At 65.1% G+C, this 15,851-nt stretch carries 16 protein-coding genes; 6 read left to right on the top strand and 10 right to left on the bottom strand.

What is annotated here, in order from left to right; genetic code table 11:
• Nucleotides 1–151 precede the first annotated feature (151 nt).
• From ACRWQA_RS06560 to ACRWQA_RS06535, 6 genes are all read right to left on the bottom strand, one after another.
• Entirely contained in the window at nt 152–1,126 is a 975-nt protein-coding gene (locus ACRWQA_RS06560; protein WP_434228626.1) for a LysR family transcriptional regulator, read from the bottom strand.
• A 101-nt stretch (nt 1,127–1,227) separates the two neighbouring features.
• Nucleotides 1,228–2,451, bottom strand: a complete 1,224-nt coding sequence (gene argE, locus ACRWQA_RS06555; protein WP_434228628.1) for an acetylornithine deacetylase — start codon at nt 2,449–2,451, stop codon at nt 1,228–1,230.
• A complete protein-coding gene (locus tag ACRWQA_RS06550) occupies nt 2,448–3,122 on the bottom strand; it encodes a DUF1028 domain-containing protein (RefSeq protein ID WP_434228629.1) in 675 nt (224 codons plus the stop codon). The genes argE and ACRWQA_RS06550 overlap by 4 nt, the downstream gene beginning before the upstream one ends.
• On the bottom strand, nt 3,119–3,544 hold the full coding sequence (locus tag ACRWQA_RS06545; protein ID WP_434228631.1) for a RidA family protein: 426 nt from the start codon (nt 3,542–3,544) through the stop codon (nt 3,119–3,121). Before ACRWQA_RS06545 ends, ACRWQA_RS06550 begins: the two co-directional genes overlap by 4 nt.
• Nucleotides 3,545–3,605: 61 nt before the next feature.
• Nucleotides 3,606–4,910: a flavin-containing monooxygenase gene (locus tag ACRWQA_RS06540; protein ID WP_434228633.1), complete on the bottom strand. Its 1,305-nt coding sequence runs from the start codon at nt 4,908–4,910 to the stop codon at nt 3,606–3,608.
• Between the two features lie 158 nt (nt 4,911–5,068).
• The gene (locus ACRWQA_RS06535) at nt 5,069–5,503 is read right to left on the bottom strand and encodes a GNAT family N-acetyltransferase (RefSeq protein WP_434228634.1); all 435 of its coding nucleotides are present in this window, start codon (nt 5,501–5,503) and stop codon (nt 5,069–5,071) included.
• Between the two features lie 206 nt (nt 5,504–5,709).
• Between ACRWQA_RS06535 and ACRWQA_RS06530 the strand changes: the two genes are divergently transcribed.
• Nucleotides 5,710–6,300 carry a YajG family lipoprotein gene (locus ACRWQA_RS06530; protein ID WP_263580606.1) on the top strand — a complete coding sequence of 197 codons (591 nt, stop codon included), beginning with the start codon at nt 5,710–5,712 and terminating at the stop codon, nt 6,298–6,300.
• Between the two features lie 74 nt (nt 6,301–6,374).
• Here ACRWQA_RS06530 and ACRWQA_RS06525 read toward each other — a convergent pair whose 3' ends face one another.
• From ACRWQA_RS06525 to ACRWQA_RS06515, 3 genes are all read right to left on the bottom strand, one after another.
• Nucleotides 6,375–7,016: a class I SAM-dependent methyltransferase gene (locus ACRWQA_RS06525; RefSeq protein WP_434228635.1), complete on the bottom strand. Its 642-nt coding sequence runs from the start codon at nt 7,014–7,016 to the stop codon at nt 6,375–6,377.
• Nucleotides 7,017–7,030: 14 nt separating this feature from the next.
• Complete coding sequence (locus ACRWQA_RS06520) at nt 7,031–7,657, bottom strand: TIGR04211 family SH3 domain-containing protein (RefSeq protein ID WP_412031176.1); 627 nt, start codon at nt 7,655–7,657, stop codon at nt 7,031–7,033.
• A 168-nt stretch (nt 7,658–7,825) separates the two neighbouring features.
• A complete protein-coding gene (locus ACRWQA_RS06515; RefSeq protein WP_263580608.1) occupies nt 7,826–8,155 on the bottom strand; it encodes a DUF1820 family protein in 330 nt (109 codons plus the stop codon).
• 227 nt (nt 8,156–8,382) lie between these two features.
• Here ACRWQA_RS06515 and miaB point away from each other — a divergent pair, with 227 nt between their 5' ends.
• From miaB to lnt, 5 genes are all read left to right on the top strand, one after another.
• Nucleotides 8,383–9,726 (top strand): tRNA (N6-isopentenyl adenosine(37)-C2)-methylthiotransferase MiaB, encoded by a 1,344-nt coding sequence (miaB, locus tag ACRWQA_RS06510; protein ID WP_263580609.1) that lies wholly within the window; start codon nt 8,383–8,385, stop codon nt 9,724–9,726.
• A gap of 126 nt (nt 9,727–9,852) precedes the next feature.
• A complete protein-coding gene (locus ACRWQA_RS06505) occupies nt 9,853–10,929 on the top strand; it encodes a PhoH family protein (protein WP_263580610.1) in 1,077 nt (358 codons plus the stop codon).
• The gene (gene ybeY, locus ACRWQA_RS06500) at nt 10,926–11,447 is read left to right on the top strand and encodes an rRNA maturation RNase YbeY (RefSeq protein WP_263580611.1); all 522 of its coding nucleotides are present in this window, start codon (nt 10,926–10,928) and stop codon (nt 11,445–11,447) included. The genes ACRWQA_RS06505 and ybeY overlap by 4 nt, the downstream gene beginning before the upstream one ends.
• A complete protein-coding gene (locus ACRWQA_RS06495; protein ID WP_263580612.1) occupies nt 11,440–12,315 on the top strand; it encodes a CorC family transporter in 876 nt (291 codons plus the stop codon). The genes ybeY and ACRWQA_RS06495 overlap by 8 nt, the downstream gene beginning before the upstream one ends.
• Before the next feature lie 28 nt (nt 12,316–12,343).
• Nucleotides 12,344–13,819 (top strand): apolipoprotein N-acyltransferase, encoded by a 1,476-nt coding sequence (gene lnt / locus ACRWQA_RS06490; RefSeq protein WP_434228639.1) that lies wholly within the window; start codon nt 12,344–12,346, stop codon nt 13,817–13,819.
• Nucleotides 13,820–13,909: 90 nt separating this feature from the next.
• Here lnt and phaC read toward each other — a convergent pair whose 3' ends face one another.
• Nucleotides 13,910–15,748: a class I poly(R)-hydroxyalkanoic acid synthase gene (gene phaC, locus ACRWQA_RS06485; protein ID WP_263580614.1), complete on the bottom strand. Its 1,839-nt coding sequence runs from the start codon at nt 15,746–15,748 to the stop codon at nt 13,910–13,912.
• Between the last annotated feature and the right edge of the window lie 103 nt (nt 15,749–15,851).

Raw genomic sequence — 15,851 nt, 5'->3', positions numbered from 1 at the left:
CTAAGCCTTGCTTCAGTTTTTATTATGCAAGAAGGAACTCAACCCGCCGGCTGCGCCGTTCATTGATAAAGGGGAAATCGTGGGCAGCAACGCCGGGCCCCGTTGGCCCAGCTCGCAGGGGCGGCAAGGCCAACAAGGCGCGACGGTGGCTTCAATCCGAGTCCTGGAGTCCGATCAACGGCTCGGGTGCCTGGACGAGATAGGGCGCCAGAAGCTCCAGGGTCGGCGTCAGCGTTTCGACGTTGCAGACCAACCGGTGCATGGCCTCGGCGGCGGGACTCAGGCGCAGCCCACGCAGACAGGCGACTCCCATGGAAAGCGGCGGCGCCTCGTCGTCGAGGGTCAGCGCCTTGAGCCGCCCGCCATCGAAGGCGTCGAGGGTGGTCAAGGGCGTATTGAACAGCGAGAAGCCGAAGCCGTTGGCCACCAGGCCGCGGATCATGTCCATGGACTTGGCGCGGTGAGCCACGGTGGGCGAGAGGCCCAGGAGGGAGAAGATCGACAGGAAGTACTCTCGGCTCAGCGGCCAGTCGAGCATCACCATGGGGTACTTAACCAGCTCGGCGAGGCGCACGCTGTCGCGACTGGCCAGGGGGTGAGCGACACTGACCACCGCATAGGGGGGAAAGCGGTAGAGGGGCGTGAAGTCGATGCTCTCGGGGACCTGGAGGTCGTAGGTGAAGGCCAGCTCGTAGTCCCCCTTGCCCAGCCCGGCGACGATATCCGCCTGGTTCATCTCGTCGCACTGCAGGCTCACCGCCGGGTAGCGGTCGGCGTAGCGGCGCAGCAGCTGGGGCAGGAACACCGGGGCGAAGGTGGGAAAGGCCACCAGGCGCAGCTCGCCACCGATCTCCTCGCCCAGGGAAACGGCGAAGCGCTCCAGCCCCTCGGCGTCCCGCAGCAGCTGCTTGGCGCGCACCAGCAGCTGCTTGCCGGCCGGCGTCAGGGAGAGCCCCTGGGCGTGGTGGCGCACGAAGAGCTGCAGGCCGGTGGTCTCCTCGATCTGCTGGATGGCCGCCGAGATGGAGGGCTGGGAGACATGCAGCTGCCTGGCCGCCCGGGTGACGCTGGAGAGGTCGCCGGCGACGACGAAGTAGCGCAGCTGCTTGAGGGTAAAGTGACGCATCGACGGATATCCGGACTCGGGGGCTCGAAGCGGCGAAGCCGCCTCTGCCGAGCATACCAAGGCTGGCTCGGCAGCGCCCGCCCCGCTGGCCCGTCACGGCACTACCCGGCGGGCGCCTGGGCCGCGCAGGCACGATCTAGGTGGGCCACCGCCTCGGGGTCGGTCAGGGCCTCGGTCAGCCGCGCCAGGAAGGCCTCGCAGCGGCCCAGCTGCTCCCGGGTCACGTACTCGTCGGGCTGATGCCCCTGGGCCATGCTGCCGGGGCCGCAGACCAGGGTGGGAATCCCCAGCTCCTGCTGGAAGAGCCCCGCCTCGGTGCCGAAGCCGATGCGCTCACGGCCCGGGTCGGCCAGCAGTGCCAGGATTACCTCCACCAGCTCGCCCTGCTCCGCCATGGCCAGGCCCGGGTAATCGCCGAGCCGGCTCAGGCTGGCCCCGGCCTCGGGATGGCGCGCCCTGAGTTCGGTATCGAGGCGTGCCACTTCGACCTCGAGCGGCGCCAGCAGGCGATCCGGGTCTTCGTCCGGCACGTTGCGTACCTCGAAGTCGAAACGGCACTGGGCCGGCACGATATTGAGCGCCGTGCCCCCCTCGATGGTGCCCAGCTGCAGGGTAGTCCAAGGGATGGCGAAGCGGGTATCGAAGGGCCCGAACTCGGCCTTGGCGGCAGCGGTGTCGGCGAACCACTGGATCAGCGGCGCCGCCTGCTGGATGGCATTGATGCCCTCCGGGGCCATGCCGGAGTGGCAGGCCTTGCCCTTCACCTCGATGCGGCCGGCCAGCTTGCCCTTGTGGGCGGTGGCCAGGCGCATGGAGGTGGGCTCGCCCACCACACAGGCGGCGGGGCGCACCCGGAAGCGCTGCATGGCCGCCAGCAGGCTGCGCACTCCTACGCAGCCCACTTCCTCGTCGTGGGAAAAGGCCAGATGGATCGGCGCGGTCAGCTCGGCGCGGGCCATGGCCGGTACCGCCGCCAGCACCGCCGCCAGGAAGCCCTTCATGTCCGCGGTGCCGCGACCGTGGAGGCGCTGCCCCCTGGCGGTCAGGTAGTAGGGGTCACTGCTCCAGGCCTGGCCGGTCACCGGCACGGTGTCGGTATGACCGGAGAGCATCACCCCAGGGCGGTCGCGGGGCCCGATGGTGGCGTAGAGGTTGGCCTTATCGCCGCAGGCCGAAGGGATCAGGGTCGCCTCGATGCCCTGCTCGGCGAGAGTGTCTCGCACGAAGTGGATCAGCGGCAGGTTGCTGCGCTCGCTGGTGGTATCGAAGGCGATCAGTCGCTTGAGCAACGCGACACACGCCACCGAGGCGTCGAAGTCGCTCATCGATCGTCCCCCGGCACCCCATAGCCCGGTGCCTGGTTGGGATCGATGGCGCGGCAGACATAGGCGTCACGCTGGGGGCGGTAGGCCTGCCATACCATGCGTAGCTCCTGGATGGGAGCGATATGCCAGTCCACCCGCAGGTCCACCACCGGCCAGCTGGCCCGGTCGGTGACCTTGAGCCCCGCCGAGTGCACCGGGCCCAGCTCGCCGCCGGCGGCCTGCGCCGCCTCCAGCGCCGCCAGCAGTCGCTCGGCGAGCTCCCCCTCGTGGCGCTCGAAGGTCTCCACCAGGGCATCGATTACCGCGGTGCCGGCGAGCATGTTGCCGCCGGCTACGCAGTCGCGCCCCTGGCGAGTGGCGTGGATCCCCAAGGTCTCTGCACCGCTGTGCACGGCGCTGCGCCCCTCGGCGTCGAGCACCTGAAGCTGGCGCCATTCGGGGAAGCGCTCCTCCTCGACCAGACGAGCCAACACCGACTCGGCATCCAGGCCCTGGGCCAGCAGTTCGGTGCCGCGCTGGCCCAGCACCGGGTTGGTGACGTTCTGGGTCAATACCACCCCCTTGCCAGGAGCGATAAAGGGGCAGCGGCTGGCCACGCAGATGCTCGATGAGCTGATGGCGGTGCCGAACTGGCCGGTCTCGCGACAGAAGCCGGCAACGGAAAAGGTCATGCGGCGCCCTCCTCTTCCGGAATCACGGCGATCACATCGATCTCCATCAGCCACTCCGGCTGGGCCAGCCCCGCCACCACCAGGCCGGTGGAGATGGGGAAAACGCCCTTGAGCCACTGACCCACCACCCGGTAGACCGGCTCGCGGAAGCGCGGGTCGGTGATGTAGGTGGTGGTCTTGACGATATGGCTGAGGTCGCTGCCGGCTTCCTCGAGTAGCTGCTCGACGTTCTTCATGGCCTGGTTGGCCTGGGCGGCAGGATCGCCCAGGCCAACCAGGCGCCCCTCGAAATCGGTGCCCACTTGGCCACGCACATAGACGGTATTGCCGGCCCGCACGGCCTGGCAGAGATCGTTGTCCAGGCTCTGGTTGGGATAGGTCGCCTTGGTATTGAACATGCGAATTCGGGTATGTGTCGGCATCGACGGCTCCTTGGTCCTGCTGAAGCAATAAACGAAGGAGGCGCAGCGCCTCCCCACTGGCTTACTCGACGGTCACTGCTCGGCGCGGCGAGGCATCATCCCCGGCCCGGCGCTGGGCCTCGGCGTGGTAGGCCAGGTACTTGCGCTGGGTGGCGATGTGATCGGCGATATGCCTGGCGTCGTGCCATACCCCCCAGATAAAGCTGGAACCACGCCGGGACAGCCAGGGCAGGCCGACGAAATAGACACCAGGCTCGCTGGACACCCCACGCTGATGCCGAGGCCTGCCGTTGTCGTCGAAGGCGTCGACCTTCAGCCAGTGATAGTCCACCGAGAAGCCGGTGGCCCAGACGATACTGGTAATGCCGGCTTCGGCCAGATCGAGCTCGAGGATCGGATCGCTGACGCACTGGGGGTCCGGAGGAATGGCGCGGGCCTCTGGCTCTTCTGGCAAATCGATGCCGTTACGGCGGATATAGTCATCGGCGGCATCCAGTTTCGACAGGTAGTTCTCGTCACCGGCGGCCAGGTTGTCGGCCAGGTCGGATTCAAAGATGACCTTGCCGCCGGCGAAGGCCCGGGTCCGGCCAACCAGAGTCATTCCGCCATGGGCCAATTCGCGAAAGTCGATGGTCTTGCCGCCATTGGCGCCGCTAACGGCAATGGTCACGTGCTCGGTCCCGGGCCTCATCATCTCGGCGTCCCACTCGCCGAGCACCCCCAGCCACCAGCAGAAGTCGCGACCACGATAGGCCCGAGGCGGGCGATCATGGGGCCCCACCGAGAGGTAGACCCGTTTGCCGGCGCACTGCAGCTCCTCGGCGATCTGTACCCCGGAGGAACCGGCGCCCACTACCAGCACTGCCCCTTCCGGCAGCTGCTGGGGATTGCGATACTCGGCAGAGTGGATCTGGGTAAGGGTTTCGTCTTCAGGTGCGATGGGCGGAATCACCGGTGTCTGGAAGGGACCGGTGGCAGCCACCACGCGATTGGCCTCGATGACCCCCTCTGATGTCTCGACTGTGAACCCCGGCCGGCCAGTGTTGCGCTCCACCGACCTGACCTCGACCCCAGTGCGGACGGGGGCATTGATCTTGCGGGCATAGGCTTCGAAATAGGCCGCCACCTGCTCCTTCGAGGCGAAGGCATCCGGGTTCAGGTCGTAGAACTCGAGCCCCGGGAAACGATCGTGCCAGGCCGGACCATTGGCCACCAGGGAGTCCCAGCGACGGGTGCGCCAGGCCTCGGCGATACGGTGGCGCTCCAGCACCAGGTGGGGCACCCCGAGGTTGCCCAGGTGTTCGCTCATGGCCACGCCGGCCTGACCGGCGCCAACCACCAGCGTATCGATGCTTTCGACTGTCATGGGCGGTGTCTCCTTCGGTGATGTTGTTATGCCCACACCTTAGGCGCGCCCAATGATTAGTTAAAATATAGTTATTCTAGCTTTTGCATCAAAAAAACTGAGCTTACGAATGATGCGTTACACGTCATCTGACCACGTGCCGCCACAGGGTATACGACCTAATCGTGCCGCCGTGCCCAGATCATCAGCGTTTCGTTTTCGCCACTAAGGGGATCGCGGCGCTCTTCGACGACTTGGAAGCCCATCCGGTGGTAGAAGGAAACGGCACGCACGTTGCGCGAGTAGACGCACAGGGTAATGCGCTCCCGCTGCCCCATTGCATGCGCCATCAAGTGGGTGCCGTGGCCGAAGCTCTGCACCTCGGGATCGATGAACAGCGCCTCCAGATGATCGCCGTTGAGCGCAGCAAAGCCGATGGGGCGATCGGTCGCCTCGAGCACGAAAGTTTCCGCCCCGGGCAGGTAGGTTCTTGCCATGTCGTCGGCACGCTCGTGCCAGAAGCTCGCGGGTATGAAATCGTGGGCGAGCAGCGAGGCACGCAACCAGATGTCGACGAGCTGCGGTATGTCCTCGGTAGTGGCGGGGCGTATCATGGCGTCTCCCTCTCTCGAGAGGCGTAAAGCGTAGAAAATCCAGTGTAACCGCTTCGTCCGGCAATGGTGCAACGCTGTTGCCCGTGAGCACCTGACGATATACTGCGCCTATGCCTGCCTGAAGCCAGCGTCCCTTCGCGGTTTCGCGCGGCGTTATCCTTGGGCCATGCTCATGCCGCAATGAGTTGTAACTTCCAGGAGGGAGAATGAACCGACGTCATGCCCTGCGTGCTGCAGCCGCCTTGCTGGCAACCGCCCTGCTGGCCGGCTGTGCCAGTCCCCATTACCTGCAGCTGAACCCTCAGCGCAGCGTCTCGGTGCCGCAGGTCGGCAACGGGCAAGCCGTGACGGTGGCCGCCGTGGACGCACGCGACGATGACGTGATCGGCACCCGCAGCGGCAGCGCCATGTCCACTGCCGTGATCACCGTCAGCGCCCATGAGCTGGTGCCAAACCTGCAGCGCGAAGCCGAGCGTGCCGTACGCGACATGGGCTTCACCCCGACCGACCAGCCCGGCAACGGCCGACCCGGCCTGACGGTGACGCTGCAGCATCTCGGCTATGAGCGTGGCGACAGCCGGCCGGTCATCGACGAGGCGCGCCTGGAGGCCGTGCTCGAGGTCAAGGTGACCAACCAGGGCACCACCTATACCGGCACCTACACCTCGCGCCGCTCGCAGAGCTATGCCTTGCGCCCGGGGCGCGACGCCAACCGGCGCATGCTCAACGACCTGATTGCCGATGCCTTGGATCGCGCCTTCAGCGACCCTGAACTGGCCCAACTGCTGGCGCGCTGAGCCTGTCAAGCCACCGGGGCCGCCCAAGGGCGGCCCTTCACTATTTGACTACGACAAGTGCTCGTCGGCTCCGGTCACTTCATCGGCCCACGCCGGACCAGTGCCCAGACGCTTTCGCGAAAACCGCTTTCCGCTTCCGGCTCACCATCACCCAGGTGTGTCACCAGGAAGTTGGGTTCGAACAGCTCGCGAACCTCCTCGGCCGGCACGTGGTAGGGCGGCCCGGCCGCTTCATCTCCAGCCGCACGCGACAGCGAGACCAACAGCCCTCGCGCGCCGGGAAGGATCAGTTGCGCTAGATGAAAGGCGTAGCGCTGGCGAGTGGCACTCGGCAGGGCAATCAGCGCCGCGCGATCATAGAAGGCGCCGATCTCTGCGGCCTGATCGATATGGAAGTGGAAGAAATCCCCGCACCAGAGCTCGACGTTGCCCTGACGGCACACGGCGAACGCCCCCTGCTGATAGCGCGAAACATCCCCCGCCCCTTCGGCGACGAATTGCTCGATGGCCTCCTCGGCAAGCTCTATGCCCAGCACCGGATGGTCATGCCGGGCCAGCCAGCGCATGTCGAGGCTCTTGCCGCATAGCGGGACCAGCACCTTGGTGCCGGGACGTACGCCGAGCATTGGCCAGTGGCGTACCAGTGCCGGATGAGTGCCGGAGCGATGGAAGCCGATACGCCCCTCGCGCCAGCGATCGAGCCATTCACGCGCCATGCCATCCCCTCCCGCTAGAACCAGCGGTCGCGCTTGCGCCGCCTGCGCGGCAGGTGCGGTACGATCAAACCAATCAGCAGGCCGGCGCCGGCCACGCCACCGCCGTACATGAAGTAGCGCATCAACAGATCTTCTTCTTGAGTATCCAGGCGTGCCTGCAGCTGGCGAATGGTCTGGCGTGAGCTGTCGGCCTCGCTATCGAGCTGCTGGTTTCGCGTTTCCAGCTCGGCAATTCGCCGCTCACGCGCCTCGAGTGTCTCGGTCATGGCCGAGACCCGACCCTCCCAGGTCTCGTTGATGCCGTCGAGCTCGGACTCGAGCTGTGCGACCTGCTCCTCCAGGCGCGGCAATTGCTCACTCGCACTCGGTGCGTCTTGCAACTCGCTGCTCAAGATCCAGACCCGCTCGCCTTCGCTGCTCTCGACCCGGCTGTAATCGCCGCTGGTCTCGAGCAAGGTAACCGACTCACCTGCCGTCAGGGTGCCGACGATACGGTAGCCATCGGTCGGCCCGCTGCGCACGTATGTCGTCAGTTCATCGGAAACCCAGTGGGTAGCGTCATCAGACTGCTGGGCGTGCAGCGGCGAGACCATGAGGCCCAGCGCCACGCCTGCAAGCAGAAACTCGAATCGTTGCTTCATGCCGTCGTCCTGGCTTATGTCGTTCAGCGGCCTATCCACAGAATCTGTGGATAAGCCCCGGGAAAACCGCTGGAAAGGCAGCGTCGTGGCGCTCCGCCACGGGCTCGGCAAAGGCTGGTCGTTTCATGAGCAGCCTGTCCCCCCTCCCCGTACAAGCGGCGAAGACGATCAGGGCTCGCGCCGCGGAGGCGGCATCGGGCCACGCGGAAATTCGGCCACGCGCCCTTCGCTCTTGATTGCCCTTGCCGGCCCCTCACGTTCCACCTCGTCGATGCGCACGATGGCGTTCAACGGCAGATAGCTGCGCTTGACACCGTCGAAGGTGTGTCGCAGGCGGTCGGCCGAGGGGTCCACTACCAGCTTCGAGCCATCCTCGAAGACGAATTCCTCGACCTCGATGAAGCCCCAAAGTTCGCTCTGGTAGATCTCCCTGGCGTAGAGCTCCCAGATTTCACCCTGTTGGTGAAATACCACCCGGTAGATCGGTTTGGCCGCCATATGGCCGTGTGTCCTCAACGTTGTGTTACGCTCCGAGCCCGCTGCGGGGCCTGCCAAGGCGCAAGCGTACCACAGTCGTACGGTGCCGCGGTGCCCCCCCCCCACTGGCTCCATTGGACCTGCTTACGTATAATGTCGCCACCTTCGAGAACGGCTTTGCGAAGCCCATTCCCGCGACACTCCACTCACCGGTGACGCACGCGTCGGATAACCGACCCTCAATCCTTATGGCGAAGAAACTCTTCATCAAGACCCACGGCTGCCAGATGAACGAGTACGACTCCGCCCGCATGGCGGACCTGCTCGGCGAATCGCACCAGCTCGAATTGACCGACGACGAAGGCGAAGCCGACGTCATCCTGCTCAATACCTGTTCCATTCGTGAGAAGGCGCAGGAGAAGGTCTTCCATCAGCTCGGCCGCTGGAAGAAACTCAAGGAGGCCAATCCCGACCTGGTGATCGGCGTCGGCGGCTGCGTGGCCAGCCAGGAAGGCGAGGCGCTGCGCAAGCGCGCCCCGCACGTGGACATGGTGTTCGGTCCCCAGACCCTGCACCGGGTACCGGCGATGCTCGACGCCCGCCGCCAGAACCAGATCGCCATGGTCGACGTCACCTTTCCCGAGATCGAGAAATTCGACCACCTGCCCAAGCCGAGCTCCGACGGAGCGACGGCGTTCGTCTCGGTGATGGAAGGGTGCTCGAAGTACTGCACATTCTGCGTGGTGCCCTACACCCGCGGGGAAGAGGTTTCGCGTCCCTTCGAGGCGGTGATGGATGAGGTGATCCATCTGGCCGATCAGGGTGTCCGCGAGATCAACCTGCTGGGCCAGAACGTCAACGCCTACCGCGGCGAGAACCGGCTCGGCGACGAGATCGACCTGGCCGAGCTGATCGCCTGCGTGGCGGCTGTGGAGGGCATCGACCGCATCCGCTTCACCACCTCGCATCCGGTGGAGTTCAGCGACAGCCTGATCGAGGCTTACGGTGAGATTCCGGAGCTGGTCAGCCATCTGCACCTCCCGGTGCAGGCCGGTTCCGACCGCATTCTCACCGCCATGAAGCGCGGCCATACCGCCGAAGAGTATGTCGCCAAGATGGAGCGGATCCGCGCCCTGCGCCCGGACATCAGTTTCTCTTCCGACTTCATCGTCGGCTTCCCCGGCGAAACCGCGGAAGACTTCGAGGCGACCATGGACCTGATCCATCGCATCGGCTTCGATCACTCCTTCAGCTTCGTCTATTCGGCTCGGCCCGGCACACCGGCCGCGGCGCTGCCCGACGATACTCCCGAGAGCGTCAAGAAACAGCGCCTGGCGATCCTGCAGGAGCGTATCAATCAGCAGGCGATGCAGATCAGCCGGCGCATGGTGGGCACCACTCAGCGCATCCTGGTCAGCGGCTTCTCGCCCAAGGATCCGGGGCAGCTGTCGGGGCGCACCGAGAACAACCGTGTGGTGAATTTCAGCGCCGCCAACCCCACCGAGCTGATCGGCTATTTCGTCGACGTGACGATCACCGAGGCGCTACCCAACTCACTTCGCGGCGAACTGGCTTCTCCGGCGCTACACTGACCGCAGGGAGCGGTCCAACGCCTTTTCGAGATCGAGTTGCAGACTCTCGTTCGTGAAAGGATTGCCCTGCCGAAAGGCAGGGCAGTAAGCTGGGTCACATACACGCAACGCAGGAACTTTGCCATCTTGAGTGAAAACGCCGCACAGGCCAACCGCATCATTACATTGAGCCTAGAGCCCAATGATCCACAGCGCCTCGCCAACCTCTGCGGTCAGCGCGATGAACATCTCAAACTGGTCGAGTCGCGCCTCGGCGTGACCCTGCGCAATCGCGGCAACGTGTTCCAGTTGGCCGGCCCCGGCCACCGGGTCAAGGCCGCCGCCAATGTACTGGAGCATCTCTACCGCGAGGCCGAGGCCAGCGATCTCTCTCCCGATACGGTACACCTTTTCCTGCAGGAGTCGGGGCGCGAGGCGCTCGACGAGGAGGAGGGTCCGGCCGACGGCGACGTGCTGCTGCGCACCCCCAAGGTGCTGATCAAGCCGCGGGGCATTAACCAGCAGAACTACGTCGCGAACATTCGGCAGCACGACATCAACTTCGGCATTGGCCCGGCCGGTACCGGCAAGACCTACCTGGCCGTGGCCGCAGCCGTGGAGGCGCTCAACCAGCAGGAGGTGCGCCGTATCCTGCTGGTCCGCCCCGCCGTCGAAGCCGGCGAGAAACTCGGTTTCCTGCCGGGCGATCTGGCGCAGAAGATCGACCCCTACCTGCGGCCGCTCTACGACGCCCTCTACGAGATGCTCGGCTTCGAGCAGGTCGGCAAGCTGATCGAACGCCAGGTGATCGAGATCGCCCCGCTGGCCTACATGCGCGGGCGCACGCTCAACAACGCCTTCATCATCCTCGACGAGAGCCAGAACACCACCCGCGAGCAGATGAAGATGTTCCTGACTCGTATAGGCTTCGGCTCCACCGCGGTGATCACCGGTGACGTGACCCAGGTCGACCTGCCGCGTGGCCAGAGCTCGGGGCTGATCCAGGTGCTCGAAGTCCTCAAGGGCACCGCCGGCATCGGAGTCACCCACTTCGCCGCCAAGGACGTGGTGCGCCACCCGCTGGTGCAGCGCATCATCGAAGCCTACGAAAGCTTCGAGGCCGAGCAGGAAGTCCAGGAGCGCGCCCGGCGCGAAGCCCGCGAACGCGAGCGCGAGGCGCTGCGCCAGGAGCGCGAGCGCAACCGGGAAGAATACAGGAGATGAGCCCGGTAGCGATCGTCGACCTGCAACTTGCCACCGCAGGCGAGGAGTTGCCGGAACAGGCCGAGCTGGAGGCCTGGGTCAATGCCGTATTGGTGCGCTTCCCACAGGAGACGCGCCACGAGGTCACCGTGCGCATCGTCGACTGCGAGGAGGGCCAGGGGTTGAATCGCGACTATCGTGGCCGCGACAAGCCCACCAACGTACTCTCCTTTCCCTTCGACGGCCCGCCAGGACTTACCCTGCCCCTGCTCGGCGACTTGGTGCTGTGCCACCCGGTGGTGGTGGCCGAAGCCCGTGAACAGGCCAAGCGCCTCCTGGATCACTACGCCCACCTGGTGATACACGGTATGCTGCATCTGCTCGGTCATGATCACCTCGAGGAGGCCGAGGCGGAGAGGATGGAGGCGCTGGAGCGTGAGATTCTGGCGGACTTCGCCATTGCCGATCCCTACGCACCACTCCCCGGCGACCACGAACAACAAGACGACGCATGGACGAGAGACGCGATCGATGAGTGACGACCGAACGAACGGCCAGGGCGGCAGGTCCTGGCTCGACAAGCTGCTCGGTGCCCTCTCGGGTGACAGCGAAAGTCCCAGTTCGCGAGAGGAACTCATGGAGTTCCTGCGCGAGGCAGCCACCCGCCTCAAGCTGGATCAGGACGCCATGATGATCATCGAGGGCGCCATGCAGATCAGCGACCAGCAGGTGCGTGAGGTGCTTATCCCGCGCTCTCAAGTGGCCGCCATTGCCGTGGACCAGCCCGCCGAGGAGTACCTGGCACTGATCAACGAGACCGGCCACTCGCGCTATCCGGTGATCGGCGAGAACCTCGACGAGGTCAAGGGCCTGCTGCTGGTCAAGGACTTGCTGAAGCTGCTCAACAGCCCCGAGGAGGAGCGCGAGCGATTCCGCCTCGAGGACGTATTGCGCCCCGCCATGTTCGTACCGGAATCCAAGCGCCTCAACAGCCTGCTCAAGGAGTTCCGCGACACCCACAATCACATGGCAGTGGTGGTCGACGAGTATGGCGGCACCGCCGGGATCGTCACCATCGAGGATATCCTCGAGCAGATCGTCGGCGATATCGAGGACGAACACGATACCGAAGAAGAAGACGATATCCGCGAACTGGGCGATGGCCGCTACGCCATCCGTGCGCTGACGCCCATCGAGGATTTCAACGAACGCTTCGGCACGCGTTTCTCCGACGACGAGTTCGATACCGTGGGCGGACTGGTGATGCAGCGCTTCGGCCACCTTCCCGGCCGCGGCGAGCATGCCGAGCTGGGCGGCTGGCGCTTTACCGTGCTCAATGCCGACAACCGTCGCATCCGCCTGCTCGAGGCCGTACTGCAGGACGAATCGGCTCTCTCCCAGGACTGACCACGGCCGTCTCAGGAACCGACATACTATGACCCATTCTCGTCTGCCGCCCGCACTCGGCTATCTGGCCGCGCTCGTCGCCGGGGTACTGACCACCCTCACCGCCTCGCCCTACGAACTCTGGTGGCTGGGCCCGCTGGCAGTGGGCCTCGTCTATTGGGCAATCCAGCCGCTGCGTGCACGCCAGGCAGCCCTGCTGGGCTGGTGCTACGGTATCGGCCTGTTCGGCTCCGGCGCCTCCTGGGTCTACGTCTCGATCCATGACTACGGCTACACCGGCGTGCCGCTGGCATTGTTCCTGACCACCCTGTTCGTCTGCACCATGGCGCTGTTCAGCGCCGCCACGCTGTGGCTCTACCGCTTGCTGTGCGGCCCACGCCTGGCCTTCCTCACCTTCGCCGGCGCCTGGGTGCTCGGCGAGTGGCTGCGCACCTGGTTGTTCACCGGTTTTCCCTGGCTGTTGCTGGGCAATGCCCACGTCGACTCCCCCTTGGCGCCGTGGGCACCCATCGGCGGGGTCTATCTACTGTCGCTGATCACCGCCCTCTCCGGCACCCTGGGGGCGGAGTTCCTGCGCCGCCGCTGGTGGGCCGCCGTACCCATCGTGGCGCTGTGGCTCGCGCCGTTTGCCCTGCCCGTGCAGTGGACCGTGCCCGCCGGCGAGCCGCTGCGAGTGGCACTGCTGCAAGGCAATCTGGATCAGCTGATCAAGTGGACGCCGGAAGGTCAGCGCACCGCCGCCAATACCTACCTGGAGATGACTCGCGAGCATGCCGACGGAGCAGATCTCATCGTCTGGCCCGAGGCGGCGCTACCGATGTTCGAGGACGAGGCCGAGCCGCTGCTGGCCAGGGCCCAGGTCCACCTGGCACCGGGCAGTGCCCTGCTCACCGGCATCCTCCAGCGCGAGGGGCGGGGGCTCTACTACAACAGCGTAATCGGCGTGGGCAACGCCGAGGGCGAGTACCGCAAGGAGCACCTCGTGCCCTTCGGCGAGTATCTGCCGCTGGAACGCTGGCTGCGTGGCACTATCGCCTTCTTCGACCTGCCCATGCCGGCCATGACGCCAGGGCCCTCGGGCCAGCCGCCGATCCGTGCCGCGGGCACCGTGATCGGCAATGCCATCTGCTATGAGATCATCTACGCCGACCTGGTGGCCGAGCGCGCCCGGAACAGCGAGCTGCTGCTGACGGTATCCAACGACACCTGGTTCGGCGAGTCGATCGGCCCGCTCCAACATCTGCAGATGGCACGCCTGCGTGCGCTGGAGAACGGCCGCTATGTGGTTCGCGCCACCAGCAACGGCGTCACTGCGATGATCGACCACCAGGGCCGCACGGTGGCCAGCGCTCCCCAGTTCGAGACCGTGACGCTGCTCGCCGAGGCCGTGCCGATGGAGGGTCAGACCCCCTTCACGCGTACCGGCAGCTGGCCGACCTGGCTGTTCAGTGTGCTGCTGGTGCTCCTCGGGTTGCGGCTGCCACGACGTCAGCGGCGTTTCTAGACCCGACTTCCAGGTCAGGCGGTCATCGACGCCCGGCCCGACGCAACGAGGCCCGCATCAGCGGGCCTCGTTGCGTTGGCGGGCGTACAGTCAGTCAGCCTTGACCGGCACTTCGCCCAGCACCTCGGGAATGGTCATGCGCACATAGCGCCCCGGCGCCTCTTCCAGCAGCTTGAGCTCGCCCTCCCCCGGCTGGCGGGCGGGCACTCGCTTGTCGGCGTCGGCGTAACCGCCTTCGGTCATCCACTGCTGCCAATGCGGCCACCAGGAACCCTCGTGATACTCGGCCGCTTCCAGCCACGCTTCGTGATCGTCCGGCAGCGCGTCATTGGTCCAGTAGCCGTACTTGTTGCGCTGTGGCGGGTTGACGATGCCCGCGATGTGACCGGAGCCACCCAGCACGAAGGTCACCTGCCCCTTGGGCAACAGCGCACCGTAGTAGGTGCTGTTCCACTTGGCGATATGATCCTCGCGGGTGGAGACGAAGTAGCTCGGCGTCGAGATCTTGCGCAGATCGATCTTGACCCCATCCAGCTCGATACCACCCGGCTCTACCAGACGATTCTCCAGGTACATGTGACGCAGGTACCAGCCATGGGTGCCCGCCGGCAGGTTGGTGCCGTCGGTGTTCCAGTAGAGCAGGTCGAATGGCGCCGGATTCTCGCCCTTCAGGTAGTTGCTGACATAGAAGGACCAGAACAGATCGTTTTCGCGCAGCAGGTTGAAGGTATAAGCCATGGAGCGGCCGTCGAGGTAGCCGTCCTCCTCCATTCTTGCCTCGATGCCCTGCAGGATTGGCTCGCTGAGCAACACGCCGAGTTCGCCTGGGTCGCGAAAATCCTGCAGCGTGGCCATGTAGGTGACGGACTTCACCTTGCGCCCGCGCCGGGTGCTGGTGAGATACGCCACGGTGGAAGCCGCCAGCGTGCCGCCAATACAGTAGCTGACCAGGTTGACCGACTTCTCGCCACAAGCCTGCTCGATCGCCTCCATGGAGGCGATCGGCCCCATCTGCATGTAGTCGGCCCAGGTCAGGTCGCGCTGCTGGGGACCCGGATTGCGCCAGGAGATCAGGAAAACGGTATGTCCCTGGTCCACCAGCCATTTGACGAAGGAGTTGTCCTGGCGCAGGTCGAGGATATAGTACTTGTTGATCCAGGGCGGCACGATCAGCAGCGGTGTCTTGAACACCGTGTCGGTGGTCGGAGTGTACTGGATCAGTTGGATAAGCTCGTTCTCGTAGACCACGTAGCCGGGCGTCACGGCAATATTGCGCCCGATCTCAAAAGCGCTACGATCGGTCATGGCCACGTTGAGGCCGTCTGAGGAGTTGGCCAGGTCGCGACGCAGCTGGGCAAGCCCCTCGACGAGATTCTGGCCCTTGGTCTCCAGCGTGCGGCGCATCACCTCGGGGTTGGTGGTAACGAAGTTGGTCGGCGCCATGGCGTTGACCAACTGGCGGGCATAGAAAGCCAGGTTGCGCTTCTGCCGCTCGGGCAGGCCATCGAGCTGCTCGACCAGTTCCTCGACCGCCCCGGAAAACAGCAGGTACTGCTGCATGATGGCACGGTAGTAGGGTTCCTGCTGCCAGGCTTCGTCCTTGAAGCGACGATCGCCCTTGGGTGGAGACGCCAGTGGCTCACCCAGGTTACCGGTCAGTGCCTGCAGGCCCTGCTGCCATAGCTGGTACTGGTCCTGAACGAGGCGAGCCTGGGTCTGCCACAGTAGCTGCGGATTGCGCATCAGCGACTCGGCCCCAGCCTGGAAGGCTTCGCGCATGTCGGCCTGGATCGAGTCGGCAGCCGCATTAGGCGCCATGCGCTCGAGCAGGTCCTGTAACAAGGCCTGGTAATGCTGACCCATTTCCTTCAGCTGTTCGTTCCACTCTTCCAGTTCGACCTGGGAGAAAACCGCATCCCCTGACTGCATCGCCCTCTCCTGTTATCGGACCCTGTCGTTCGTTTCATGACGACTACGTGCTGCGAAATGGTCGCGCTCGACAATGCCCAGACACAGCCTGGGCCGGCAACCG

It is taken from the genome of Billgrantia sp. C5P2, assembly GCF_051062895.2.
The sequence above is the reverse complement of the archived record's forward strand: the minus strand, read 5'-3'. Positions and strand labels throughout refer to the sequence as shown.